This is a genomic window from Candidatus Arsenophonus triatominarum (assembly GCF_001640365.1).
GTDB classification, from domain to species: Bacteria; Pseudomonadota; Gammaproteobacteria; order Enterobacterales; family Enterobacteriaceae; genus Arsenophonus; species Arsenophonus triatominarum.
Map to the genome: position 1 here is coordinate 1 of NZ_LWMI01000010.1, position 25,686 is coordinate 25,686.

Below are 25,686 nucleotides of genomic sequence, written 5' to 3' on the forward strand. Positions count from 1 at the left end.
ATTGGATTTTTTGCCCGAAAACCGGTGGGCTGGGCAATGTCATTTGCACCAGACTCAATTAACCGCCAAAGCACTACAATGGCTTGGAACTACGTGGGCATCCCAAACAGGTGATGTTCCATAGTGATCAGGGGAAGTCATTATACCAGTCGTCAGTATAGGCAGGCATTGTGGCGTTATCAGATGACCCAAAGTATCAGTCGCAGAGGGAATTGTTGGGATAATAGTCCGATGGAACGATTCTTCCGTAAAAATAGTTGCTGAATAGAGAGTTGCATTTTTTGTCACGCTATAGACAATAAAAAGAGGTTTAACTTAGAAAATAACGGTTTGAAATGATCAACAAAGAGCGGTTGTTACGAGATAATCGTTTATGTAAAGCAATCATTGGATTATCAGTCGAAGAATTGAAAAATTTAGCCGCTGAATTTTCAGCTTGTTATTTGATTTATCGGAAAAAGAATCGAAAAGATCACGAGCGGCAGATGGGTGCAGGGCAGAAAGGATTTATCCCAACCCCATTAGATAAACTGCTTTTTATTTTATTGTATTTAAAATGTTATCCGACCTATGATTTGCAAGGACTTCTTTTTGGTTTAGATAGAACACGGGTATGTCGCTGGCGTAAAAAATATTATTAGCCGGTTTTAGAGATGACCTTGGGGCGGAGAACTGTGTTTTTGCCCGCTCGTTCAAATTCGCTCTGCTGAGGAATTTTTTCGCGCCTTTCCTGGAGTTAAAGACGTCTTTATTGATGGGACAGAGCGCACCTGTCCAAAAGCCTAAGAATCTGCGTCGGCGAAAAAAAATGTATTCGGGAAAGAAAAGACAGACCACTCGAAAAGGGCTTATTATGACTGACGAAACGAGGAAAATTGATTTATCCCCATGATCAAAAAATGGGCGCCGTCACGATAAACGCTTACTCGATAAAGTCGATATAATTCGCCATATTCCCCCTGAGGTAACCATCTGGGCGATACCGGTTTTCAAGGTATAGATAAACAGCATCCTAATACACAAATCCCAAAAAAAGGAACTCGAAAAGACCTTTATCGCCTGAACAAAAACAAGAAATAAAATAATCTCGGGCATCCGTATTACGGTTGAACACGCCATCGCGGGTATCAAGCGCCTCGGTTGTATGACCCAAATTTTACGGAATCGTAGACCCTTTATTGATGATACCTTTTTACTCCTTAGTGCCGGTCTTTGGAATTTCCATCTCAGAACAGCCTAAAATTTACTTCAATCACCGAAATACCCTTATTTCACTATTAAGCAACACGCTTATTGAAATTAAATTCTGTTCCGACTCATTGGTCATCACTTGCGAACAGTGCATCGCCCAAGACAAAAGCTACGAGAGTTTTTACTGTCTTTCACGAGTTTCGCACCAATAAAAAAACGCTCTATTTTTAAGTTTAATTCAGCATAATATATAAATAGACAAAATCTTATAAATTAAGAGCAACTTATTGTAATTTAAATAAATTTATACGTTTTAGTAACTTGCAAATTAACCATTGCTTTTAAGCCATTTCTGGAATTTTATATGCCTGTGCGAAACTCGTGTCTTTATTAAAAGGTGAACAACAACAACGAGATGAACGAACTCGCAATCTCTTTAGTTGGATGGCGGGATTCCCAACGCACAAAGAACTTAGTACGTTCGATTTTAAGTTTGTAACGGGCGTTCCTAAGCAATAAATACAGGAATTAAGCATTAACGTTTATTGAGCGTAATGAAAATGTAGTGTTGCTTGGCCCAAGCGGTGTAGGCAAAACGCATTTAGCTATTGAATTAGGATTAAAAGCAGTACAGGCCAAGAGGAAAACCCGCTTTACGACAGCGGCTGAACTGATGTTGCAACTCTCAACGGCTAAACGACAAAATAAGCTCAAACAATATCTATCACGTTCGGTGATGGCACCGAAGTTGTTGATCATAGATAAGATTGGATACTTACCGTTTGGGCTAGAGGAAGCAAACCTATTTTTCAATAAGCGTGTTGCTTAATAGTGAAATAAGGGTATTTCGGTGATTGAAGTAAATTTTAGGCTGTTCTGAGATGGAAATTCCAAAGACCGGCACTAAGGAGTAAAAAGGTATCATCAATAAAGGGTCTACGATTCCGTAAAATTTGGGTCATACAACCGAGGCGCTTGATACCCGCGATGGCGTGTTCAACCGTAATACGGATGCCCGAGATTATTTTATTTTCTTGTTTTTGTTCAGGCGATAAAGGTCTTTTCGAGTTCCTTTTTTTGGGATTTGTGTATTAGGATGCTGTTTATCTATACCTTGAAAACCGGTATCGGCCCAGATGGTTACCTCAGGGGGAATATGGCGAATTATATCGACTTTATCGAGTAAGCGTTTATCGTGACGGCGCCCATTTTTGATCATGGGGATAAATCCAATTTTCCTCGTTTCGTCAGTCATAATAAGCCCTTTTCGAGTGGTCTGTCTTTTCTTTCCCGAATACATTTTTTTTTCGCCGACGCAGATTCTTAGGCTTTTGGACAGGTCGCTCTGTCCCATCAATAAAGACGTCTTTAACTCCAGGAAAGGCGCGAAAAAATTCCTCAGCAGAGCGAATTTGACGAGCGGGCAAAACACATTCTCGCCCCAAGGTCATCTCTAAAACCGGCAATAATATTTTTACCCAGCGACATACCCGTGTTCTATCTAAACCAAAAAGAAGTCCTTGCAAATCATAGGTCGGATAACATTTTAAATACAATAAAATAAAAAGCAGTTTATCTAATGGGGTTGGGATAAATCCTTTCTGCCCTGCACCCATCTGCCGCTCGTGATCTTTTCGATTCTTTTTCCGATAAATCAAATAACAAGCTGAAAATTCAGCGGCTAAATTTTTCAATTCTTCGACTGATAATCCAATGATTGCTTTACATAAACGATTATCTCGTAACAACCGCTCTTTGTTGATCATTTCAAACCGTTATTTTCTAAGTTAAACCTCTTTTTATTGTCTATAGCGTGACAAAAAATGCAAGTCTCTATTCAGCAACTATTTTAATGTGATTGCCAAGCGTTATGAGCATGGCAGTGTTATATTGACGAGTAACTTATCATTTGGGCAATGGCCCAGTGCCTTTGCTGATGACGTAACATTAACCGCCACTATGCTTGATCGTTTACTTCATCATTCGCATGTACTGCAATTGAGCGCGAAAGCTATCGATTGAAAGATAAGCGGGCGCTCAGGAGCAATAACCGAGTAAAGCAGTGGATCAATTTTGATTGATCGTATTTAGCTAAAAAGTGGATCAGTTTTCGGTGATCGTTGACACCCTTGCACACTTATGGCAGACAGCTCAATCAACATCCGCATATCCATGTCTCCGTCACCCGGGGTGGTTTGGATAGTAAACATGGTGTATGGCGTGAGCTGTTCTTCAAAAAAAGAGTAGTCGAAGAAATTTGGCGAGGCGCTGTCATCAGGCTGCTGCGTCACAGTTATGACCTGATAAATCCTAGCAGGCTTCCCTGTCTTGGGCATATCCGTGACCGGAAGCGGTGGTGGCGTTACTTAAAGGCGCAGTACGGACGTTACTGGAAAGTGCACTTTGCCTAGAAAACGAAAGGGGAGTGGCATAGCGTAAAATAACCTAGGTCGTTACCTTAAACGCCCACCGATATCTGCGTCAAAACTGCGGCATTACCGAGGAGGAGCGGTTGTCCATCATTACTATGACTACAGGACTGGGCAGCACCGGCAGCATACCCTACCTCAGGAAGAGATGATTAGGCGTTATATTAGCCATATTCCGGCGAGGCATTTTAAGATAGTGCGTTACTACGGTTTTTTGTCGAATCGCAAAAGACGCGTGTTATTGTCGAAGGTGTATAAGGCGTTGGAGATGACGGCGCGTAAAAAACCGGAGAAACCTGGTTTTGCAGTGCTGATGAAAGGGTTTCTGCGCACCGATCCGTACAAATGTATTCTGTGTGGTGACAGGCTATTTTTTACCAGCGCCCAGGCTGGCAAACAGGCAATGAAATTGTTGTCAGAAAGACTGGATAACCTGGAGAAAAAACGAGGGTTACTTAGCTAAAACTAGGGTTAATGTCTCTAAAATTAGGGTGTTAGATGAAAAAACACACTATCTGATGAAAATTCGACCTGCAACAGTTTCAATAAACCGATTCTCTCTCCTTTTAGCAATAATGGATGGCTTTTACTCCTCACCTTAAGTGCGATTCAATTTCCTAACCATCAAGTTAATTATTTATTATTTTAACAGTTAGTTTGATCAATTTTATGGCTTTAGTACGGTATTTTATATTAAATGATAAAGGAAACTAAGATTTAGTGCTTATCGTTTGAAGGAGTAAATATGTATAAAATAATTCTCGTTCCAATTGATATCCCAGAAAAAGAACTAATAAAAAAAGCACTCAAACATGCGCTTTATATTGCTAGATTATCTGATGCTAAATTGCATTTCTTGCATGTTGCCCCTGATATGTCTCGTTATTCAATGAGTTATAGTTATCATTATAATTTATTAGCTAATTTTGCCAAGAAAACGATCGAAAGTTCAGAAAAACAATTAAAACAAATAGTTAAGCATATTGATTATCCTAAAGAAAAAATTTCTTACTCGGTGGAGATGGGGTTACCTAGAGATAAAGTTTTATCAGAAGCAGAAAAAATAGGTGCTGATTTGATAGTAGTTGGCTTCCCGCCGACCAAATATTGCCACGCATTTGCTAGGTTCGAATGCTTCGGCTATTGTTTCTAATGCCTCGATTTCGATATTGATAGTTCGGTAGCTAATATTATTATAATGCAAAAAATTAGTTAATTTACCTGCTTTTTTAGTTAAGTTAATTATATTAAATGAAAAAAATCGTAGTAAATTATTTCGTTGTTGTAAATCAGATTATTTGTGAAAAGTATTGCTAATTTTGTTCTAAAAAGAGCGCTATTAATTATGTTCACGAGTTTCGCACAGGCATATAAAATTCCAGAAATGGCTTAAAAGCAATGGTTAATTTGCAAGTTACTAAAACGTATAAATTTGTTTAAATTACAATAAATTGCTTTTAATTTATAAGATTTTGTCTATTTATATATTATGCTGAATTAAACTTAAAAATAGAGCGTTTTTTATTGGTGCGAAACTCGTGATGTTGTCTGCTACTGAGCAATAACTTAATTGCTATCATTACTATTAATAAAATTCTGCAGGTGTATAGGCTACAAAATGGAATATATTGAATCTAATTATCATACTGAAACAGAAAAGCAGAGAAAAATTACTCGCCTTTGTATTCAATGCGCTCAGCTCCTTTTTCAACACGGCGCTGAAAGTATGTTAGTGGAACAATTATCAACCCGATTAGGTATTGCCTTAGGCGTGGATCAAGTTGATAGCGCAATATCTTCTAATGCGATTGTTTTAACAACTGTAATTAACGGTCGCTGTATGACGTCAACCCGTAAAAATATTGATCATGGCATAAATATGCATGTGGTAACTAAGGTTCAGCACACGGTGATATTGGCTGAATATAAATTGTTAGATTGCGATAAGGTTCAGCAGCGTCTGGCTGAAATAAAACCACTATGTTATCCTCGTTGGTTACTGGTGCTTATGATCGGATTATCTTGTGGCTGTTTTTGTAAGCTGAATGGGGGTGGCTGGGATGGTTGCTTTGTCACTTTTATTGCCAGCGGTTGTGCAATGTACATTCGACAAATTCTTACAGCTCAATATATGAATCCATTGATTATTTTTTGTATTACCGCCTTTGTGGCTACTACAGTATCTGGTTTTGTATTAAATATTCCTTATTTTTCCAATACATCGACGATTTCTATGGCAGCCAGTGTTTTATTGTTAGTTCCTGGATTTCCATTAATTAATTCTGTGGCAGATATGTTTAAAGGTCATATTAATACTGGATTAGCGCGTTGGGCAATGGCGAGTTTGCTGACATTAGTGACTTGTATCGGTATAACCATGGCTATGGCGGTTTGGGGATTAAGAAATTGGGCATAATATTTTTACTCACTTTGATTGAAAAAATGTTATTAGCTGCCATACCTGCAGCCGGTTTTGCCATGGTCTTTAATGTGCCAGTACGGGCGTTAAAATATTGTGCTTTGTTGGGGGCTATAGGTTATGGTTTTCGTATGATACTGATGGAAATGAGCTTTCGTATTGAATGGGCAAGTTTTTGCGCGGCAATTTTAATTGGCATTATTGGTATTCAATGGTCACGTTGGTGGTTGGCGCATCCGAAAGTGTTTACCGTTGCGGCGATTATTCCTATGTTTCCAGGTATAAGTGCTTATATCGCGATGATATCGTTAGTAAAAATTGCTCATTTGGGCTATAACGCTGAATTACTTGAGACATTAGTAACACATTTTATTAAAACCTTATTTATTGTCGGTGCTTTATCGGTTGGTTTATCTATTCCCGGGTTATGGTTATATCGTAAGCGTCCACGAGTTTAGTTTTGTATTGAATTTAGGGTAATATCAAATTGTTGCTCACCGGATATTATAATTTGAATATTAAGTTCTTCTTCTGAATATTTAGCAATAATGACCTTAACATCATTTTCTTGAGCATGTTTTTTAGTTACATCAATTAGTTATTCTTTTAAGTGTTTTATTAATGTATTCATTTTATTTCCTAAATGAAAATTAAATTTTATTTTTATATAACCTATTTTAAATAATTAATTATATTTTTATACAAAAAAAAGATAAAGTTTTTATAGATATTCATCATATAAAATAAGAAAATAAAATTAAGTTTTTTCATATAGTTGTCGATAATAATGAAAAAATTATATGACTAAAATAGTCGATTTATTTATTAATTTTAACCAGGACGTTAATTTTGAAATTAATACATTTTTTAACGGTAATAATTACCGTGATGATAGTTTTTTGTACGCCATTTAATTTATTAGCAACACCGATTACTTTTGATGAAGCAAAAAAATTGCCCGTAATGAAATTTACTTTGATCAAGCTGGCGGAAATCAAGGAACGCTCTATTGTGGATGCCAATGGTAATGGATGGGTAAAAGTGGTGGTAGGGTAGATTTATAGCTAGGCGACTTAATTTTGATTACAGCATATGTATTAAAAACAGGTCATCGATAGTGCATCCTGTTTCCATCTTTTTACGTTTAGCTTGAGACCATTTATGTTCTATAGGATTTAAATCTGGTGAATACACAGGCAAATATTCTATCTGGTGTCCTGCGTTTATAATTGCCTGTTCAATATTCTTACCTTTGTGAAAGCTAGCGTTGTCCATAAAAATAACAGAATTTTCAGGAAGTTCTGGGAGCAATATTTTTGTGATCCAAACATAAAAAACATCACGATTAATATTGCAATCAAATAATCCGATAGCAAAAAGGGTTGTTCCCAATAAAGCGCCAATAACATTTGTTCTTCCCTTAGCACCCAGTTTTTCAGGCCAAAACAACGGTGACCTTTTGGGGAATAGCCGTGAGTTCGTGGAGTGTCATGTGAAAAACCACTTTCATCAATAAAAACAACAGATTTATCTTTTTTTTCATACTGTTGTCTTTTTTGCTGATGTGCCAGCCTGTCGCTTTCGTTGGTTTTTGGATGGAATAGAGTTTTTTTTATAGGTTAATCCCAGCTTTTTAAGGGATTGCCAAATAGTCTTTTTACAAACACCGAATCGCTCTGCCCGTTCCTTTTGGTAAGCATCTGGATACTGTTCCACATCTTTTGCTAAAGCATTTTTATCGAGCTTCCTCTTACGTGGCGTTGAATTTTTTGGCTCTGGTCGTTTAAGCCAACGTACTAAAGACGCTTTTCCAATACGGAATTGTTTCGCAGTTTCTCGAATTGTTAAACCTTCGGCTTTCCTTACAGATATTACTTTACGTCGAAAATCAATTATATAACTCATAACACACCTTGTAATCAAAATTAAGTCGCCTAGCTATAACTAGCTATGGTTACCAAGTAAGAAAACAAATAAATAGAGCACAGCGAATAGAGTGGGAACATATTGTGCCGGCATGGGTATTTGGTTATCAGCGCCAATGTTGGCAAAAAGGGGGACGAAAGAATTGTGTAATGACAGATCCTGTTTTTCGCGCCATCGAAGCCGATCTGTATAACATTGCGCCTTCTATTGGTGAAGTAAATGGTGATAGAAGCAATTTTAATTATGGTCAATTAGCCTCGTCAGTTTTATCGCTTTATGGCCAATGCCAAAGCCGGGTGGATTTTAAAAATCGTATTTTTGAGCCCAGAAATGAAGTAAAAGGCCAGGTTGCTCGTGTTATGTTTTATATGTATGACCGATATAATCTTACTATGTCAAAACAACAACAGCTATTAATTGCCTGGGATCGACAATTTCCGGTTAATCGTTGGGAAAAGTTGCAAAATGAGCGAATTGGCAAAATTACAGGGCACTATAACCTATAACCAGTTTGTGACCGGTGAATTAACCTGGCAATTAGGCCATAGAAATCAGGCGGCCGGTTTGTCAGTTGCAACTGCTGAAATAGAAAAAAAGCAATTAAAACAAAAAGTAATGTTTCTGATATGGCGCGCAATTATCTTACTGCCGCGATTAAAGGTAATCAAATTAGCCAAATATACCACTTTTCTCATTGTCAGGGATATAAGGTTTTATCAGCCAAAAATAGTATTGTTTTTGAAAATGAGTAGGCCGCTATTGCTGCGGGTTATCGATTAGCCAAAAATTGCCCGCGACAATAAAAAAATACTTATTATCAAACAAATAGCTTATTATCAAGTTGATCTTATTAACTGTGGTTATTAATAAATTATCAGATGACTTAAGGTGATTGTTTGTGTAATAAAGTTGACAGGCAAGCAATAATCTACAATATTTTTTGTATCAGAGATGTTAAAATATTTTTATAGTCAATTAATGGATATAAAATAATATTAGGCTCTTGAGGATGTTTTATAGTCGTAGTTCTGTGTTTGATGATGTTCAGCATAGGGGATATGGATGATAAAATGTTTAAAATATACTCTTCAGTCATTAACCGGTTGTAAGTTATCCATAGCATGCAAGATGGAGAAATTTGTAACCGGTTTTTTCGTGCAAATCATAAAATTGGAGACAATCCTTTGTTTTAAATAGCTTTTTTGTGTAGATATTCAAATATTATTACCATCGACATATAGACTATCGAAAGGTAAAACTGTGAGTAGACAGAAAGCTGCAACAAGAGCACGCCGAGAATTAAGAAGATCTTATAAGAAAAGAGAGTCGCTCGTCTCGTTTAAAAGAGATCAACAATGTGGCATCTTTTGCTGATTTTACAGGTATTGAAACAATTGGTATGGCATGTGAAACTCGTGATCGTTCTCCCATTATTCCTCGCAGTGAAGCACAAAGAAAATATATTGAAGCTATTAAGTGGCAAAAATTGATTTTGGCAAATGGTGAAGCAGGATGTGGTAAAACATTTATTAGTTCTGCAATGGCGGCTGATGCTCTTATCAATAAAGAAATCAATAAAATTACCGTAACTCGCCCAGTGCTGCAAGCAGAGGAGGATTTAGCACGAGTTTCGCAATCTCCAAAAAAGAAGTATAAATTTAAAAACAAGAAAAAATCAGGGTGTTTATATTTTGTCAGTTTATCCATGCATTAAAAATATCTATAACACGAGTTTCGCACCAATAAAAAAACGCTCTATTTTTAAGTTTAATTCAGCATAATCTTATAAATTAAAAGCAACTTATTGTAATTTAAACAAATTTATACGTTCTAGTAACTTGCAAATTAACCATTGCTTTTAAGCCATTTCTGGAATTTTATATGCCTGTGCGAAATTCGTGTAATTATCAATCATTTGGGGGAAATACTCAGTTTTTGACTTACACCAGGAAACACAGATGATCGGAAACCATTACCTGAGCTGATAAAAGATCTTTCTGGTTATTTGTATGCGAATAAAGGGTATTTATCGGCTTCACTGAAACAGCAACTGAAAACAATGGGAATTAATCTTATAACGAATATCAAGAAGAAAATGAAGCCTGTTGAACAGACTTGTTTCGACAAAGCCATCTTGCGTCATCGTTCTGTCATTGAAACGGTATTTGATGAGTTAAAAAATCTTTGTCAGATAGCGCATACGCGGCACCGCTCTCCTGCTAACTTTGTAGTGAATTTATTAACAGGGCGGGTTGCATATTGTTTAATTCCATCTAAACCAAAGATACCTGTGGCAGGAACATATCTTCAAGCATAATTGATAATGCTTATCCCGAACTCAGGTTAATTACGATATTATTATGAGTCATAACAGTAAAGTGTCTACTTCAGATAAAGCTCATCCGACAGATCGTGTTTATCGCGTGGTATGGCAAAAAATTTGTGAGGCCCTTTGGGAAAGAGGTTACACTTTTGGCACGCTTCCGGTAGCCAAGGGTTGTAATCATAGTGATACTCAATTTTGTACTCGGCTTTGATGGAGCTAGCATCAAAAATTGAGCCATAATCAATAGAAAACCCCACGCAAATTGCGTGGGGTTTTAGTGTTTTTGCGGTCTTTATAGATTATGTTGAGATGCCATAAAGCCGGCCAGAATGGATCAAACATTAAACAAAAAGTTCATCACATCGCCATCTTGTACAATATAATCTTTCCCTTCGGCGCGCATTTTGCCGGCTTCTTTGGCGCCTTGCTCACCGTTATAGTGAATAAAATCGGTAAATGAGATTGTCTGGGCGCGGATAAAACCTTTTTCAAAGTCGGTGTGGATTTTACCGGCCGCATGCGGTGCGGTGGCACCAACGGGGATGGTCCAGGCGCGAACTTCTTTGACCCCGGCAGTGAAGTAAGTTTGTAAATTAAGTAACTTATAACCGGCGCGGATCACACGATTTAGTCCCAGTTCTTCAATACCCAGCTCAGCCATAAATTCGTCGCGTTCATCTTCATCCAGTTCGGCGATATCGATTTCAACGGCAGCACATACTGGCACCACAACCGAGTCCTCTCTTTCAGCAATGGCCCGCACTGCATCTAGGTGGGGATTATTGTTAAAACCATCTTCACTCACATTGGCAATATACATAGTTGGTTTGAGGGTTAAAAAGCTGAGATAGCGGATGGCGGCTTTTTCTTCTTTACTCAACGCTAGAGTTCGTAGCATCTCTGCGTTTTCAAGATGCGGTAAACATTTTGTCAAAATGTCTAATTCAATTTTTGCTTCTTTGTCGCCACCTTTAGCTTTTTTCTGAATGCGATGAATAGCACGTTCACAGGTATCTAAGTCAGCTAATGCCAATTCAGTATTAATGGTATCAATATCCGCTAGTGGATCGACCTGGCCGGCAACATGGACAATGCTATCATTGTCGAAACAGCGAACAACATGGCCGATCGCTTCAGTTTCACGAATATTAGTTAAAAATTGATTGCCTAAACCTTCGCCTTTAGATGCGCCTTTTACCAGTCCGGCAATGTCGACAAATTCCATTGTGGTGGGTAGTACTCGCTGTGGTTTGACAATTTGCGCCAATTGATCAAGACGAGGATCGGGCATCGGTACCACACCGGTATTAGGCTCGATAGTACAAAAAGGGAAGTTTGCTGCCTCGATGTCGGCTTTGGTCAGTGCATTAAAAAGCGTTGATTTTCCTACATTGGGCAGACCAACGATACCGCATTTAAATCCCATAAATATGTTACCTTAGTTTTTATCTGTTCAATCGCGTATCGCTAATTGATAAATATGAGTGAATTTATCGATGATTATACACGTAAAAGTTACCCTGCCGATATGATGTAATAGTATTAACTCGATGCCTTAAAAGCGTGTAATTGGTTTACTGCTTTATTAATGCCTTCATTAAGCAGGATCGGTGTGCAACGTATTGCTTCATCAATGGTATCATCGATTAATTTTTGTTCCTGGAGGGTGGGTTTATTCAACACAAAGCCTACAACTTTATTTTTATCACCGGGATGACCAATGCCGATGCGTAAACGGTAAAAATTAGGGTTGTTGCCCAGTTTATTTTGAATATCTTTAAGACCATTATGTCCGCCATTGCTGCCGCCTAATTTTATTTTGGCGGCGCCTGGCATTAAATCTAATTCGTCATGGGCGACAAGAATTTCAGCTGGCTTTATACGATAAAAACTGGCTAATGCTAACACTGATTTTCCACTAAGATTCATATATGTTGTCGGTATCAGTAAGCGAACATCATTATTTGCCAAGTTGATTCTGGCGGTATGACCAAAAAATTTACTTTCTTCTTTTAGTAATTGATTATGTTGTTTGGCTAATAATTCGACATACCAGGCGCCTGCATTATGCCGAGTTAGCGCATATTCAGAACCTGGGTTAGCCAGACCGACGATCAGTTTTATGTTATTCACCATATTCTTCCACTATTGAGCGGTTTTAAATAAAGAACATAGCTTACCTTTTCTGATAACCGACTACAAAAAGTTAAATTTGATGACAGCACGAGTTTCGCAAGCTCCAAAAAAGAAGTATAAATTTAAAAACAAGAAAAAATTAGGGTGTTTATATTTTGTCCGGTTATCCATGCATTAAAAATATCTGTAAAACATTCTTACAAGTAAGCAGTGTAAGATACTCTGGTTTGGCGTTATCAGAAGTAAGCCCATCGCCTTTATCTCATGACACTATTAGTCGATGGCTAAAAAGTAGATGCTTTCGACCTAAAGACCTATGGCGATTAGTTCAACCTTCTATGAACAAAAAAAGCCCTTGGGTACTAATTGCCGATGATACATTGATTGCCAAAACACGTAGTAAAAAAATAGAGATGGTCCATTATCAATATTCAGGTAATGGACATGATGTTATTGCTGGCATAGGTTTAGTTAATTTACTTTGGCATAATCTAACAACTGTTGAATCAATTCCTATTGATTATCGTATTTATGATAAAGATTCTGATGGAAAAACAAAAAACATGCACTTTTCCGAAATGCTCGCTCTTGCTAAAAAAAGAGGGATCAAGCCTGAAGCGGTAGCGATGGATGCCTGGTATTCTAGCCGGGATAATCTGAAATCAATTCGCTCTCGTGGTTGGGTTTGGGTAACTACGCTGAGAAAAAATCGGATTGTTAACCGTAATATACAATTGAACAAGTTAGACATCTCAGAAGAAGGAACCTTAATACACTTACGAGGTTATGGTTGGGTGACAGTTTTCAAATTTACAGCCAAAAACGGCCGTATTGATTACAGAGTAACAAACAAAGACAATCCCACCCGTCAATACGTCAAATCTATCATGGATGCCCGTTGGTTTGTTGAAGTTTATCATCGAGAAGTTAAACCAAATTGTGGTATTGAACGCTGTCAGGCTCGCACGAGTCGGGCGCAAAGAAATCATATTTTTCTCGCAATTTCTGCGTGGTTTGAACAACATAAACGCCGTATATCTGAAAAATAACTCTTTATCAACAAAACACGAGTTTCGCACCAATAAAAAAACGCTCTATTTTTAAGTTTAATTCAGCATAATATATAAATAGACAAAATCTTATAAATTAAAAGCAACTTATTGTAATTTAAACAAATTTATACGTTCTAGTAACTTGCAAATTAACCATTGCTTTTAAGCCATTTCTGGAATTTTATATGCCTGTGCGAAACTCGTGGTTATCAGAAGTAAGCCCATCGCCTTTATCTCATGACACTATTAGTCGATGGCTAAAAAGTAGATGTTTTCGACCTAAAGACCTATGGCGATTAGTTCAACCTTCTATAGACAAAAAAAGCCCTTGCATACTAATTGCCGATGATACATTGATTGCCAAAACACGCACGAGTTTCGCACAAACCTAATTTGGGTATACTAATAAACCCCTGATCTGCTCAGCAATAGCATTTTTGATTACATACCAATTTTGCACGAGTTTCGCACAGGCATATAAAATTCCAGAAATGGCTTAAAAGCAATGGTTAATTTGCAAGTTACTAGAACGTATAAATTTGTTTAAATTACAATAAGTTGCTTTTAATTTATAAGATTTTGTCTATTTATATATTATGCTGAATTAAACTTAAAAATAGAGCGTTTTTTTATTGGTGCGAAACTCGTGTTTAGATCTATCCGAATCTTTAGCAGAAATATCACTGATTAGTCTTTTTATTGGTGTTTTGATTTGGTTAGCTGGTGCCAGGGTGAGTGGTCATGAGGGCATTGCTGATCGTTATTGGTGGCTGCGAAATTTTGACGAACGCCATCGTCGGTAATCTATCTTACAGTAAATAAAAACCCCGTGATAAATATCAAAGGGTTTTCGGTAGTATTAAGTTAATAAATGCGGCAGCTAAAAATTTAACTGTGCGTGATTTATTATTTAGTGTTCAAACATCGCTGAGATTGACTCTTCGTTGCTGATCCTGCGAATGGCTTCAGCCAACGTGCCTGATAGCGTTAATGAGCGAACCTTGTTGAGCTGTTTGATTTCAGCTGATAAGGGAATAGTGTCACAAACAACCACCTCATCAATGACTGAATCTTTAATATTAGCGACGGCATTACCGGAAAATATGGGATGGGTAGCATATGCAAAGACCCGTTTAGCGCCTCGTTCCTTAAGTGCTTCAGCGGCTTTACACAAGGTACCACCGGTATCTATCATATCATCGACCAGTACACAGTCTCGATTAGCAACATCACCAATGATATGCATAACTTGGGAAACGTTTGCTCGTGGCCGACGTTTATCAATAATGGCCATATCGGTATCATTTAATAATTTGGCAATGGCACGGGCGCGTACTACTCCGCCTATATCGGGTGAAACGACGATCGGATTGTCTAGATTTTGTTGTAGCATATCTTCTAACAAAATCGGACTACCAAAAACGTTATCTACCGGAACATCAAAAAAACCCTGGATTTGCTCGGCATGCAGATCGGCAGTTAAGACTCGGTCAACACCGACACTGGAAAGAAAATCGGCCACTACTTTAGCGGTAATAGGCACACGCGCTGAACGTACACGGCGATCTTGACGTGCATAACCAAAATAGGGAATGACAGCAGTGATCCGACCAGCAGATGCACGGCGTAGTGCATCAACCATAACAACAAGCTCCATTAAATTGTCGTTTGTTGGGGCACACGTTGATTGTATGATGAAAATATCACCACCACGGACATTTTCATTAATTTGTACACTAACCTCACCATCACTAAAACGACCAACCGCAGCGTCGCCAAGACTCGTATACAGACGATTGGCAACACGTTGAGCAAGTTCCGGTGTAGCATTACCAGCAAAAAGCTTCATATCAGGCACGTAAAAAACCTCAGGCTTGCGTCTATAAAGATATTATCGACCAAAAAATATTATTATTGATGGTCTCGATATTTGGAAATCCCAGCGCGGAATGTATGCAAAGGAGACTGGTTAACGCCTTGCGCAACGAAACCCTGCACCCACTCTGGGGCTTTATTTAACACCTTACGGGCAGCAGCTTCAGTTTCGAATTCAGCAAAAACGCAAGCACCTGTGCCGGTAAGACGTGATGATGTATATTCTAGCAGCCATGAAATAAGCTCTTCAACCTCAGGGAAACGTTTTCTTGCGATTGGTTCACAATCATTTGCGTATGGCCCTTGTAACAATGCGCTTAACGAGCGTTTTGCGAAATTACGTTTTAATTCCGGATCAGCAAAAATTTGTTGGGTAGCAATATTTATTCCAGGGTGAGCCACTAAATACCATTTTTCTGCAGGACTGGCTGGCAAAAGTTGATCACCGATGCCTTGCGCGAAAGCGGCATGACCTATTACGAATACCGGAACATCGGCGCCGAGCTGACGGCCAAGCTCGGCTAGAGTATTATCATCAATATGAGTTTGCCAATGGTGATTTAAGGCAATCAATGTGGTTGCTGCGTTAGAGGAGCCACCACCTAAACCACCACCCGTGGGTAATCTTTTCTTAACATAAATATCTGCACCTTGATGACTATCAGCGCGATCTACTTCAATGCAATAGAGCTGTAATAAACGCGCTGCTTTGACAATAAGGTTATTTTCTGCTGGCAGATTAGTAAAGGGTGTAAGCAGCCGAATTTGATTATCTTCACGTGGTTTGATTGTGATTTCATCACCATAATTAAGAAATTGGAACAGGGTCTGAAGTTGATGGTAACCATCAGCTCGACGGCCGGCAATATAGAGAAATAAATTAAGCTTTGCTGGTGAGGGCCAGGTTAATGTCATTCGTTTAGCGTCCAACTGTCCATTTTTAACTTAATACGTTGTTTACCTTGTGTTAATTCAATCCTGCTAGGTAGTTTATGCTGGCTATCCTGATGATAAGCAAGGTAGTTCAAATGCCAGGTTTCGCCATTTTGCCTATATTCGATGGTTTTTAACAGCCCATTTTCGTCTAGTGTGAATGATGTGGCATTTGTGGGTAAACCGATTAACCAATAGGGCAGGTTTTCAATTGGAATTTCCATACCTGTTAATTGATAAATCATCTGTGCTGGATGATGGTTGACATATTTTTTACCTTCTCTATCCATTAGCTGAGTAACGCCAGGTGTTACATTGAGCTCTAATTCTGTTGTCCCTAATGGATTGGTTAGTAACAGGCGGTAATTAGACAGCGTATATTGTTGCCAAAAGAATTTGGCATAGGTTTTATTCTTTGGGTCAATATAGGCAAAAGCACCACGGGTTTGAAATTTTGTCAACTTGACCAGTTGCTGCTGGTGGCTTATCCATAATGGATTGGTTATTGAGCCGTTTTTTTCAGTTTTTAATTGTTGATTGAATGTACAAGCGGTCAAAAAAACAGCAATTAGTGGGATAAATTTGCAACAATAGTGACGTAAACTAGCAAACTGCTTGGCAATGAGTATCATTAAATATTTCCTATTCACATAAGTGATATTAATTTGTTGATATAGATCAGAAAATTATTAAGGTAAATGTAACTACAACACGAGTTTCGCACCAATAAAAAAACGCTCTATTTTTAAGTTTAATTCAGCATAATATATGAATAGACAAAGTCTTATAAATTAAAAGCAACTTATTATAATTTAAACAAATTTATACGTTTTAGTAACTTGCAAATTAACCATTGCTTTTAAGCCATTTCTGGAATTTTATATGCCTGTGCGAAACTCGTGTACAATTGGGAAAAAATGCCCGATTTATTCATTTGCTTAGTTTAACATCTTTAATTGCCTAGTTGCATAAAGTAGAATACTACCTCAAAATTTCCTTATCAAAGTTATTGGTTTTATTTTTGTGTGCTTAACAGATGTTTAGAAACCATTTAGTTACTTGATTTAGTGAATATGACATTACTTGCACTCGGTATAAACCATAAAACCGCGCCTATAACGTTACGTGAACGGTTAATTTTTGGGCCGGAAAAAATTGAACACGCACTGGATAATTTACTTCAGCAGCCACTTGTTCATAGTGGCGTTGTGCTCTCTACATGTAACCGTACTGAGCTTTATCTATGCGTTGATTCACAAGAATCCCTACAAGATCAATTAATTGATTGGTTATGTAATTATCATCGTTTAAATTTAAATGATGTTAGAACAAGTATTTATTGGCACCAAGATAATGCTGCTGTTAGCCACTTAATGCGTGTTGCCAGTGGATTAGATTCATTAGTCTTAGGTGAGCCGCAAATTTTAGGTCAAGTTAAACAAGCATTTTCTAAATCTCAGCACTATACAAAGTTATCTAGTGAGCTGGAGCGTTTATTTCAACGCTCATTTTCAGTTGCTAAACGTATTCGTACGGAAACAGAAATTGGCGCTAATGCGGTTTCGGTTGCTTTTGTCGCTTGTACGTTAGCTCGTCAGATTTTTGAATCACTGTCTGAATTGCATATTTTACTGGTAGGTGCCGGCGAGACTATCGAACTGGCTGCGCGCCATCTGCGTGAACATCATGCTAAGCATTTGATTATAGCTAACCGAACTCGGGAACGCACTTCACGTTTTGCTAATCAAGTTGGTGCGGAAGTTATCACTTTAGCTGAAATTGATACCCGCTTAGCCGACGCGGATATTGTTATTAGTTCTACTGCCAGCCCTTTACCGATCATTGGTAAAGGGATGGTTGAAAGGGCAATGAAAGCCCGCCGTAATAAGCCGATGTTGCTGATTGATATTGCTGTTCCGCGAGATATTGAACCTGATGTTGACAAATTAAATAATATTTATCTCTATAGCGTTGATGATTTGCATGCGATTGTGCAACGCAATGTCAAACAACGGAAAATGGCGGCAGTTCAAGCTGAGCTTATTGTTGAGCAAGAAAGTGCTTATTTTATGGATTGGTTGCGTTCTCAGTCATCAGTCAATACAATTCGTGATTATCGTGGTCAGGCAGAGCAAATTAGGGCTGAAATGGCAGAAAAAGCGCTTGCTTCGCTGCGAAATGGTGCAGATAGCGAGCAAGTGATCAATCAATTAACCTATCAGTTAATGAATCGCTTGATCCACACACCAACCAAATCACTCCAGCAAGCAGCGACAGATGGTGATATTCACCGTCTTAATATTTTAAAAGATAGCTTAGGACTGGAGCAAAATTAAACTACCTTTAGTAAGGTCTAACATAACGAATGAAGCCTTCAATAATTGCTAAGTTAGAAGCATTGCAGGAACGCTACGAAGAAATTCAAGCACACCTGGTTGATGCTGAAGTAATCGCAGATCAAGAGCGTTTCCGTGCGTTGTCTAAGGAGTATGCGCAGTTAACGGATGCAACCAAATGTTTTCAGTTATGGCGCACTGTTCAGCAAGATATTGAGACGGCTGAAATATTATTGCATGATCCTGAAATGCGCGAGATGGCTCAGGACGAATTAAAAGAAGCGAAAAAGCGTAATGAGGAATTTGAACAACAATTACAGATTTTATTGTTACCAAAAGATCCCGATGATGAAAAAAATTGCTTTTTAGAAATTCGGGCCGGTACCGGTGGTGGTGAGGCGGCAATATTTGCCGGTGATCTTTTTAGAATGTATAGCCGCTATGCTGAATCCCGTCGCTGGCGGATTGAAGTTATGAATGCCAGTGAAGGAGAATACGGTGGTTACAAAGAAATTATCGCCAAAGTTTCTGGTGATAGTGTATATGGCCGCCTAAAGTTTGAGTCAGGGGGACATCGTGTCCAGCGCGTACCGGAGACTGAATCTCAAGGGCGTATTCATACTTCTGCTTGTACAGTAGCCATTTTGGCTGAAATTCCAGCAACAGAGCTACCGGATATCAATCCTAGTGACTTAAGAATTGATACTTTTCGTTCATCAGGCGCTGGCGGACAGCACGTTAATACCACTGACTCCGCGATCCGTATTACCCATATTCCAACCGGAATTGTGGTCGAGTGTCAGGATGAACGTTCTCAGCATAAAAATAAAGCCAAAGCGCTGTCGGTTTTAGCTGCCCGTATTCGTGCATCGGAAGTGCAGAAACGCCGTGAGGCAGAAGCATCTGAGCGCCGTAATTTACTCGGCTCAGGTGATCGTTCCGATAGGATCAGAACTTATAATTTTCCCCAAGGCCGCATTACTGATCATCGTATTAATTTAACTCTCTATCGTTTAGATGAGGTGATAGAGGGAAAATTAGATATGTTAATCCAACCGATTATTAACGAATATCAAGCAGATCAACTCTCTGCTTTATCAGAGCAGGATTAATGAATTATCAGCATTGGTTAGCTTATGCGGCTAATAAACTTTGCTATAGTGATAGTGCTAAACGTGATGCTGAAATTTTGTTGCAATATATAACCGGAAAAACATGGACTTTCCTTATTGCATTTGGCGAAACAGAATTAACCTTTAAGCAACAACAACAGCTTGAACATCTATTGGCTCGTCGGGCTAAGGGTGAGCCTATCGCCTATTTAGTAGAAGAAAAAGAGTTCTGGTCGTTACCAATGAAAGTTTCACCTGTTACGTTAATACCTCGTGCGGATACAGAGTGCTTAGTTGAGCGAGCATTACAATTATTACCAGAAAAGCGAGCAGTAAAAATATTAGATTTGGGGACGGGTACCGGTGCTGTGGCGTTAGCTTTAGCATCAGAGTGTCCACAAGCGCAGATAGTTGGTATCGATATTAGTGATGCTGCAATTACGCTAGCCCAACTTAATGCAGATAATTTGGTAATTAATAATGTCCAATTTTGCAAAAGTAATTGGTTTACTTCACTACCTATTCAGCAATTTGATATGATTGTCAGTAATCCACCTTATATTGATGAATGTGATCCACATTTACAACAAGGTGATGTGCGTTTTGAACCTAAAACAGCATTAATATCAGCTAATCATGGGTTGGCTGATATTCAATTGATAATTGAACAATCGCGTAACTATTTAGCTAATAAGGGATGGCTTTTACTCGAACACGGGTGGTTGCAGGGAAGGCAAGTAAGGAAGTTATTTTCCTGTCATCATTATCAACAGGTAGTAACTTTTCAGGATTATGGTGGTAATGATCGTATTACAGTAGGTCAATGGAAATGTGATGAAAACCATAGCTGATTTTGAATTTAATAAAGCACCACTGAGCGAAGGTATTATACTTGTTTCACGGATTATTCGGCCAGATTTTCCTGTTGAACAAGTCAATGCACAACTTAGGCTTCTGGTTGCCGAAGCAAGACAAACAATACAAGCTGATGATATAGAAATGCAAGTATCTATATTACTAAAGTTATTTTATCGAGACTGGCTTTTTAGCGGTGTAACGGGGGTTTATTCGCTTTCTGAGGCACTATGGCTGGATAAAGTGTTAATAGCAAGACAGGGGGCACCTGTTTCATTGGGGACGATTTTTTTGCATGTTGCCACTCAATTGCAGTTGCCGGTGATGCCGATTATTTTTCTGACTCAGCTTATTCTATGTGTTCGCCGAGAAGATGGTACTTATTGGTATATTAACCCGATAAATGGTGAAACGCTCACCGAGCAGATGCTTGATTTATGGGTCAAGGGAACAATTAGCCCTTTTGCTCATCTGACGCGAAAAGATATAGAAGAAACTGCGCATAGAATTATCATACGAAAAATGTTTGATACAATAAAAGCAGCGTTGATGGAAGAAAAAAAAATGGAACAAGCGCTAAGAGTTTGTGAAACATTATTAATTTTTGATCCGAAAGATCCTTATGAAATACGTGATAGAGGACTTATTTTTGCTCATCTTGAATGTAATCATGTTGCCATTTCTGATTTAAATTATTTTGTTGAGCAATGTCCAGAAGATCCTGTTTCTGAAATGATAAAAATGCAAATCTATTCAATAGAAGGGCAGCAGATTATATTGCATTGATCATTAAAAATTGTCACTAATTTGCTGTCATAGAAAGGGTAAAAGCATGCAATATAAAGTAGTCGCCATTGATGATATTAAAGTGGCAAATAATCTACCATTTGTATTATTTGGTGGTATGAATGTGCTTGAATCGCGCGATCTGGCAATGAAGATTTGCGAACATTATGTCACCGTAACAGACAAGCTTAACATTCCTTATGTTTTTAAGGCTTCCTTCGACAAAGCGAACCGTTCTTCGATTCATTCCTATCGCGGCCCTGGGCTTGAAGAAGGAATGAAAATTTTTCAAGAAATCAAACAAACATTTGGCGTTAAGGTAATTACAGATGTTCATGAGCCAGCGCAAGCGGCACTGGTTGCTGAGGTGGTTGACGTTATTCAACTACCGGCTTTTTTAGCCCGGCAAACTGACCTGGTTGAAGCGATGGCTAAAACCGGTGCAGTCATTAATGTTAAAAAACCCCAATTTATAAGCCCTGGACAAATGGGAAATATTGTTGAGAAATTTAAAGAAGCAGGTAATGAGAAAGTTATTCTCTGTGATCGTGGGGTAAACTTTGGTTATGATAATCTGGTTGTCGATATGTTAGGCTTCAATGTCATGATGAATGTATCAAAGGGTTCTCCGGTTATTTTTGACGTTACTCATGCATTGCAATGTCGTGATCCTTTTGGTTCTGCTTCCGGTGGTCGCCGTGCACAGGTTGCTGAGTTGGCGAGAGCGGGTATGGCAGTCGGTTTAGCGGGATTATTTCTGGAAGCACATCTTGATCCGGCTAACGCAAAATGTGATGGGCCATCGGCACTGCCATTAGCAAAATTAGTGCCTTTTCTTGAACAGGTTAAAGTTATCGATGATTTGGTGAAAAGTTTTGCCCAATTAGATACAGCTAATTAATTGTTATTTTATGCAGTTAAATGATGTTGTTACTATGTTTGGTGCTGATCTTCAGCGCCGCTATGGTGAAAAAATTCATAAGATCAGTTTGCATGGTGGTTTTAATTGCCCTAATCGTGATGGCTCCTTAGGACGTGGCGGCTGTACATTTTGCAATGTTGCCTCTTTTTCCGATGAGCAGCAACAGCAATTTTCCATCCAGCAACAGATTGCGCAAAAAGTAAAAAAAATCCATCGTGCTCAACGTTATCTGGCTTATTTTCAAGCTTATACCAATACTTATGCTGAAGTTTCAATTTTAAAGGCGTTATATCAACAGGCATTAAATCAGGCTAATATTGTTGGACTTTGTGTCGGTACGCGACCAGATTGTGTTTCGCAACCAGTATTGGATTTATTAGTAGAATATCAGCAGCAAGGATATGAAATCTGGTTGGAACTAGGTTTGCAAACATCCCATGATAAAACCCTAAAAAAGATCAATCGAGGCCATGATTTTGCCAGCTATCAAAAAATTGCTCAAATTGCCGGCAAAAAGGGATTAAATGTTTGTGTTCACCTAATTGTTGGCCTGCCAGGTGAAACAGCTAGGGAAAATCTGCAAACAATATTTCGTGTTATCGATACCGGTGTTGATGGTATTAAATTGCATCCATTACATATTGTTGATGGTAGTATAATGGCGAAAGCTTGGCGTGCGGGGCGTTTGTTATCACTTGAATTAACTGAGTACGTTGAAATGGCCGGAGAAATGATCCGTCATACACCAAAAAATATTATTTATCATCGTATTTGTGCCAATGCGCATCGGCCGACTTTACTCGCGCCAGATTGGTGTGCAAATCGTTGGTTAGGTATGAATGCATTATATCAATATCTCTGTCAGTATGGCGGCCAGGGTTCTACAATTTAAGTTTGTGGAGGGAACTAAAATAAGTTGTTGGCAGATATTTTATATGGCGGTGAGGGAGGGATTCGAACCCTCGATACGTTTTCACGTATACACACTTTCCAGGCGTGCTCCTTCAGCCACTCGGACACCTCACCGGTTATCATTCTAATATAGTAGGATACTAGAATGATGAGGCGCTACTATAGGAAAAAGCAGACTAACCGTCAATAATATATTGCAACTTTTGTCTCTTTTTGCAGTTATAGCTAGGCGACTTAATTTTGATTACAGCATATGTATTAAAAACAGGTCATCGATAGTGCATCCTGTTTCCATCTTTTTACGTTTAGCTTGAGACCATTTATGTTCTATAGGATTTAAATCTGGTGAATACACAGGCAAATATTCTATCTGGTGTCCTGCGTTTATAATTGCCTGTTCAATATTCTTACCTTTGTGAAAGCTAGCGTTGTCCATAAAAATAACAGAATTTTCAGGAAGTTCTGGGAGCAATATTTTTGTGATCCAAACATAAAAAACATCACGGTTAATATTGCAATCAAATAATCCGATAGCAAAAAGGGTTGTTCCCAATAAAGCGCCAATAACATTTGTTCTTCCCTTAGCACCCCAGTTTTTCAGGCCAAAACAACGGTGACCTTTTGGGGAATAGCCGTGAGTTCGTGGAGTGTCATGTGAAAAACCACTTTCATCAATAAAAACAACAGATTTATCTTTTTTTTCATACTGTTGTCTTTTTTGCTGATGTGCCAGCCTGTCGCTTTCGTTGGTTTTTGGATGGAATAGAGTTTTTTTTATAGGTTAATCCCAGCTTTTTAAGGGATTGCCAAATAGTCTTTTTACAAACACCGAATCGCTCTGCCCGTTCCTTTTGGTAAGCATCTGGATACTGTTCCACATCTTTTGCTAAAGCATTTTTATCTAGCTTCCTCTTACGTGGCGTTGAATTTTTTGGCTCTGGTCGTTTAAGCCAACGTACTAAAGACGCTTTTCCAATACGGAATTGTTTCGCAGTTTCTCGAATTGTTAAACCTTCGGCTTTCCTTACAGATATTACTTTACGTCGAAAATCAATTGTATAACTCATAACACACCTTGTAATCAAAATTAAGTCGCCTAGCTATAACAAGATAAATAAAGAACAATCTATTGAAAATATATTCGATATTACCATCAAGGTTTTATTGTCCTTACTAATAAGTAAAATTATTAAATGCATAGCATAAGTTGGAAAAAATAATGAATGAATTTTCCGTGATTTGCCGAATACTATGAACACTATTTTATCGTTCCCCAGATGATCCCGTTACTAAACCTTTATTTGAATTGATTAGTCAAAATCAATTGGAATTGTCTTGGCCTTTAAAACAAGATGAATTATTAACTCAATTAGCCGCTAGTAGCCAGGATTTAGCGTTAGTAATTAAAGATTTTGAGCAATTGTTTCTTGATCCTACCTCAGCTATTGCTAACGGCATTAGTCAATAAGCGTGTTGCTTAATAGTGAAATAAGGGTATTTCGGTGATTGAAGTAAATTTTAGGCTGTTCTGAGATGGAAATTCCAAAGACCGGCACTAAGGAGTAAAAAGGTATCATCAATAAAGGGTCTACGATTCCGTAAAATTTGGGTCATACAACCGAGGCGCTTGATACCCGCGATGGCGTGTTCAACCGTAATACGGATGCCCGAGATTATTTTATTTTCTTGTTTTTGTTCAGGCGATAAAGGTCTTTTTCGAGTTCCTTTTTTTGGGATTTGTGTATTAGGATGCTGTTTATCTATACCTTGAAAACCGGTATCGGCCCAGATGGTTACCTCAGGGGGAATATGGCGAATTATATCGACTTTATCGAGTAAGCGTTTATCGTGACGGCGCCCATTTTTGATCATGGGGATAAATCCAATTTTCCTCGTTTCGTCAGTCATAATAAGCCCTTTTCGAGTGGTCTGTCTTTTCTTTCCCGAATACATTTTTTTTCGCCGACGCAGATTCTTAGGCTTTTGGACAGGTCGCTCTGTCCCATCAATAAAGACGTCTTTAACTCCAGGAAAGGCGCGAAAAAATTCCTCAGCAGAGCGAATTTGACGAGCGGGCAAAACACATTCTCGCCCCAAGGTCATCTCTAAAACCGGCAATAATATTTTTACCCAGCGACATACCCGTGTTCTATCTAAACCAAAAAGAAGTCCTTGCAAATCATAAGTCGGATAACATTTTAAATACAATAAAATAAAAAGCAGTTTATCTAATGGGGTTGGGATAAATCCTTTCTGCCCTGCACCCATTTGCCGCTCGTGATCTTTTCGATTCTTTTTCCGATAAATCAAATAACAAGCTGAAAATTCAGCGGCTAAATTTTTCAATTCTTCGACTGATAATCCAATGATTGCTTTACATAAACGATTATCTCGTAACAACCGCTCTTTGTTGATCATTTCAAACCGTTATTTTCTAAGTTAAACCTCTTTTTATTGTCTATAGCGTGACAAAAAA

28 protein-coding genes, 1 tRNA gene and 9 pseudogenes are annotated in these 25,686 nt (G+C 38.3%); 24 read left to right on the forward strand and 14 right to left on the reverse strand.

From position 1 onward, the window contains the following. The 4 genes and pseudogenes from AYJ55_RS25410 to AYJ55_RS08165 all read left to right on the forward strand — a co-directional run. Positions 1–249 (forward strand): annotated as a pseudogene (locus tag AYJ55_RS25410) (DDE-type integrase/transposase/recombinase); the annotation flags it as partial. 86 nt (positions 250–335) lie between these two features. Continuing rightward, entirely contained in the window at positions 336–641 is a 306-nt protein-coding gene (locus tag AYJ55_RS28365) for a helix-turn-helix domain-containing protein (protein ID WP_063655492.1), read from the forward strand. 113 nt (positions 642–754) lie between these two features. Next, positions 755–892, forward strand: a complete 138-nt coding sequence (locus tag AYJ55_RS28370) for a transposase family protein (RefSeq protein WP_162505404.1) — start codon at positions 755–757, stop codon at positions 890–892. Between the two features lie 677 nt (positions 893–1,569). Then, positions 1,570–2,002, forward strand: a pseudogene (locus tag AYJ55_RS08165) (ATP-binding protein); the annotation flags it as partial. 160 nt (positions 2,003–2,162) lie between these two features. Here AYJ55_RS08165 and AYJ55_RS35745 read toward each other — a convergent pair. From AYJ55_RS35745 to AYJ55_RS28385, 3 genes and pseudogenes are all read right to left on the reverse strand, one after another. After that, positions 2,163–2,216, reverse strand: a pseudogene (locus AYJ55_RS35745) (hypothetical protein); the annotation flags it as partial. Next, complete coding sequence (locus AYJ55_RS28380; RefSeq protein ID WP_187153207.1) at positions 2,213–2,491, reverse strand: transposase family protein; 279 nt, start codon at positions 2,489–2,491, stop codon at positions 2,213–2,215. The pseudogene AYJ55_RS35745 and the gene AYJ55_RS28380, both read right to left, overlap by 4 nt. Next, positions 2,439–2,957, reverse strand: coding sequence for a helix-turn-helix domain-containing protein (locus tag AYJ55_RS28385; protein ID WP_063655496.1), 519 nt, complete (start codon positions 2,955–2,957; stop codon positions 2,439–2,441). The genes AYJ55_RS28380 and AYJ55_RS28385 overlap by 53 nt, the downstream gene beginning before the upstream one ends. Before the next feature lie 79 nt (positions 2,958–3,036). Between AYJ55_RS28385 and AYJ55_RS28390 the strand changes: the two are divergent. The 6 genes and pseudogenes from AYJ55_RS28390 to AYJ55_RS28400 form a co-directional block, all read left to right on the forward strand. Further along, positions 3,037–3,272 (forward strand): annotated as a pseudogene (locus tag AYJ55_RS28390) (ATP-binding protein); the annotation flags it as partial. A gap of 48 nt (positions 3,273–3,320) precedes the next feature. Next, positions 3,321–4,083 (forward strand): annotated as a pseudogene (locus AYJ55_RS35750) (IS91 family transposase); the annotation flags it as partial. Positions 4,084–4,365: 282 nt separating this feature from the next. Further along, positions 4,366–4,804: pseudogene (locus tag AYJ55_RS08190) on the forward strand (universal stress protein). A gap of 434 nt (positions 4,805–5,238) precedes the next feature. Next, positions 5,239–6,036 (forward strand): threonine/serine exporter family protein, encoded by a 798-nt coding sequence (locus AYJ55_RS08195; RefSeq protein ID WP_063655500.1) that lies wholly within the window; start codon positions 5,239–5,241, stop codon positions 6,034–6,036. Then, positions 6,027–6,497 (forward strand): threonine/serine exporter, encoded by a 471-nt coding sequence (locus tag AYJ55_RS08200; RefSeq protein WP_063655502.1) that lies wholly within the window; start codon positions 6,027–6,029, stop codon positions 6,495–6,497. Before AYJ55_RS08195 ends, AYJ55_RS08200 begins: the two co-directional genes overlap by 10 nt. Positions 6,498–6,888: 391 nt before the next feature. Beyond that, positions 6,889–7,095, forward strand: a complete 207-nt coding sequence (locus tag AYJ55_RS28400) for a hypothetical protein (protein ID WP_162505407.1) — start codon at positions 6,889–6,891, stop codon at positions 7,093–7,095. 27 nt (positions 7,096–7,122) lie between these two features. Here the strand turns inward: AYJ55_RS28400 and AYJ55_RS08205 are convergent, their stop codons facing one another. Continuing rightward, positions 7,123–7,488 carry a transposase gene (locus tag AYJ55_RS08205; protein ID WP_281181110.1) on the reverse strand — a complete coding sequence of 122 codons (366 nt, stop codon included), beginning with the start codon at positions 7,486–7,488 and terminating at the stop codon, positions 7,123–7,125. 90 nt (positions 7,489–7,578) lie between these two features. Then, a complete protein-coding gene (locus AYJ55_RS08210; protein ID WP_063655504.1) occupies positions 7,579–7,944 on the reverse strand; it encodes an IS630 transposase-related protein in 366 nt (121 codons plus the stop codon). A gap of 104 nt (positions 7,945–8,048) precedes the next feature. Here AYJ55_RS08210 and AYJ55_RS32855 point away from each other — a divergent pair, with 104 nt between their 5' ends. The 4 genes and pseudogenes from AYJ55_RS32855 to AYJ55_RS08230 form a co-directional block, all read left to right on the forward strand. Next, positions 8,049–8,471: an endonuclease gene (locus tag AYJ55_RS32855; protein ID WP_063655506.1), complete on the forward strand. Its 423-nt coding sequence runs from the start codon at positions 8,049–8,051 to the stop codon at positions 8,469–8,471. A 7-nt stretch (positions 8,472–8,478) separates the two neighbouring features. Next, on the forward strand, positions 8,479–8,745 hold the full coding sequence (locus AYJ55_RS32860; protein ID WP_245677310.1) for a hypothetical protein: 267 nt from the start codon (positions 8,479–8,481) through the stop codon (positions 8,743–8,745). 577 nt (positions 8,746–9,322) lie between these two features. Then, on the forward strand, positions 9,323–9,679 hold the full coding sequence (locus AYJ55_RS08225; RefSeq protein WP_245677311.1) for a PhoH family protein: 357 nt from the start codon (positions 9,323–9,325) through the stop codon (positions 9,677–9,679). Between the two features lie 177 nt (positions 9,680–9,856). After that, a pseudogene (locus AYJ55_RS08230) lies at positions 9,857–10,282 on the forward strand (transposase); the annotation flags it as partial. Positions 10,283–10,625: 343 nt separating this feature from the next. Here the strand turns inward: AYJ55_RS08230 and ychF are convergent. Further along, a complete protein-coding gene (gene ychF / locus AYJ55_RS08235; protein WP_063655509.1) occupies positions 10,626–11,717 on the reverse strand; it encodes a redox-regulated ATPase YchF in 1,092 nt (363 codons plus the stop codon). A 116-nt stretch (positions 11,718–11,833) separates the two neighbouring features. Next, positions 11,834–12,424, reverse strand: coding sequence for an aminoacyl-tRNA hydrolase (gene pth / locus AYJ55_RS08240; protein WP_063656263.1), 591 nt, complete (start codon positions 12,422–12,424; stop codon positions 11,834–11,836). A 158-nt stretch (positions 12,425–12,582) separates the two neighbouring features. Here pth and AYJ55_RS08245 point away from each other — a divergent pair. The 3 genes and pseudogenes from AYJ55_RS08245 (at position 12,583) to AYJ55_RS28415 (ending at position 14,282) form a co-directional block, all read left to right on the forward strand. Beyond that, a pseudogene (locus AYJ55_RS08245) lies at positions 12,583–13,547 on the forward strand (IS701 family transposase). Between the two features lie 138 nt (positions 13,548–13,685). Beyond that, positions 13,686–13,853: pseudogene (locus tag AYJ55_RS28410) on the forward strand (IS701 family transposase); the annotation flags it as partial. Between the two features lie 261 nt (positions 13,854–14,114). After that, on the forward strand, positions 14,115–14,282 hold the full coding sequence (locus tag AYJ55_RS28415) for a DUF2583 family protein (RefSeq protein WP_245677312.1): 168 nt from the start codon (positions 14,115–14,117) through the stop codon (positions 14,280–14,282). Positions 14,283–14,389: 107 nt separating this feature from the next. Here the strand turns inward: AYJ55_RS28415 and prs are convergent, their stop codons facing one another. Genes prs through lolB form a run of 3 tightly spaced genes read right to left on the reverse strand, consistent with a single transcriptional unit; the run spans position 14,390 to position 16,919 of the window. Further along, on the reverse strand, positions 14,390–15,337 hold the full coding sequence (gene prs, locus AYJ55_RS08250) for a ribose-phosphate diphosphokinase (RefSeq protein WP_063655510.1): 948 nt from the start codon (positions 15,335–15,337) through the stop codon (positions 14,390–14,392). Between the two features lie 53 nt (positions 15,338–15,390). Continuing rightward, positions 15,391–16,269 (reverse strand): 4-(cytidine 5'-diphospho)-2-C-methyl-D-erythritol kinase, encoded by an 879-nt coding sequence (gene ispE, locus AYJ55_RS08255; RefSeq protein ID WP_063656265.1) that lies wholly within the window; start codon positions 16,267–16,269, stop codon positions 15,391–15,393. Beyond that, positions 16,266–16,919, reverse strand: a complete 654-nt coding sequence (gene lolB / locus AYJ55_RS08260; RefSeq protein ID WP_063655511.1) for a lipoprotein insertase outer membrane protein LolB — start codon at positions 16,917–16,919, stop codon at positions 16,266–16,268. Before lolB ends, ispE begins: the two co-directional genes overlap by 4 nt. Positions 16,920–17,360: 441 nt before the next feature. Here lolB and hemA point away from each other — a divergent pair, with 441 nt between their 5' ends. The 6 genes from hemA to mnmL are packed head-to-tail and all read left to right on the forward strand — an operon-like array spanning position 17,361 to position 23,190. After that, positions 17,361–18,623: a glutamyl-tRNA reductase gene (gene hemA / locus AYJ55_RS08265; protein ID WP_063655512.1), complete on the forward strand. Its 1,263-nt coding sequence runs from the start codon at positions 17,361–17,363 to the stop codon at positions 18,621–18,623. Positions 18,624–18,652: 29 nt separating this feature from the next. Beyond that, positions 18,653–19,735: a peptide chain release factor 1 gene (gene prfA, locus AYJ55_RS08270; protein WP_063655513.1), complete on the forward strand. Its 1,083-nt coding sequence runs from the start codon at positions 18,653–18,655 to the stop codon at positions 19,733–19,735. Beyond that, a complete protein-coding gene (prmC, locus tag AYJ55_RS08275; RefSeq protein ID WP_063655515.1) occupies positions 19,735–20,586 on the forward strand; it encodes a peptide chain release factor N(5)-glutamine methyltransferase in 852 nt (283 codons plus the stop codon). Before prfA ends, prmC begins: the two co-directional genes overlap by 1 nt. After that, complete coding sequence (gene sirB1, locus AYJ55_RS08280) at positions 20,570–21,376, forward strand: invasion regulator SirB1 (RefSeq protein ID WP_063655516.1); 807 nt, start codon at positions 20,570–20,572, stop codon at positions 21,374–21,376. Before prmC ends, sirB1 begins: the two co-directional genes overlap by 17 nt. A gap of 46 nt (positions 21,377–21,422) precedes the next feature. Further along, on the forward strand, positions 21,423–22,277 hold the full coding sequence (gene kdsA / locus AYJ55_RS08285) for a 3-deoxy-8-phosphooctulonate synthase (RefSeq protein ID WP_063655517.1): 855 nt from the start codon (positions 21,423–21,425) through the stop codon (positions 22,275–22,277). A gap of 10 nt (positions 22,278–22,287) precedes the next feature. Beyond that, on the forward strand, positions 22,288–23,190 hold the full coding sequence (gene mnmL / locus AYJ55_RS08290; RefSeq protein ID WP_063655519.1) for a tRNA modification radical SAM protein MnmL/YtqA: 903 nt from the start codon (positions 22,288–22,290) through the stop codon (positions 23,188–23,190). A gap of 44 nt (positions 23,191–23,234) precedes the next feature. Here mnmL and AYJ55_RS08295 read toward each other — a convergent pair. The 3 genes from AYJ55_RS08295 to AYJ55_RS08305 form a co-directional block, all read right to left on the reverse strand. Next, a tRNA-Ser gene (locus AYJ55_RS08295) sits at positions 23,235–23,324 on the reverse strand. Between the two features lie 130 nt (positions 23,325–23,454). After that, complete coding sequence (locus AYJ55_RS08300; RefSeq protein ID WP_162505291.1) at positions 23,455–23,988, reverse strand: IS630 family transposase; 534 nt, start codon at positions 23,986–23,988, stop codon at positions 23,455–23,457. After that, entirely contained in the window at positions 23,912–24,277 is a 366-nt protein-coding gene (locus tag AYJ55_RS08305; protein WP_063653415.1) for an IS630 transposase-related protein, read from the reverse strand. The genes AYJ55_RS08300 and AYJ55_RS08305 overlap by 77 nt, the downstream gene beginning before the upstream one ends. A 239-nt stretch (positions 24,278–24,516) precedes the next feature. Here AYJ55_RS08305 and AYJ55_RS30620 point away from each other — a divergent pair, with 239 nt between their 5' ends. After that, complete coding sequence (locus AYJ55_RS30620) at positions 24,517–24,678, forward strand: hypothetical protein (protein WP_187153208.1); 162 nt, start codon at positions 24,517–24,519, stop codon at positions 24,676–24,678. Between the two features lie 50 nt (positions 24,679–24,728). On the opposite strand, the gene AYJ55_RS08310 is transcribed toward AYJ55_RS30620, so the two are convergent. Then, positions 24,729–25,628, reverse strand: coding sequence for a transposase family protein (locus tag AYJ55_RS08310; protein ID WP_063653812.1), 900 nt, complete (start codon positions 25,626–25,628; stop codon positions 24,729–24,731). Positions 25,629–25,686: the final 58 nt, after the last annotated feature.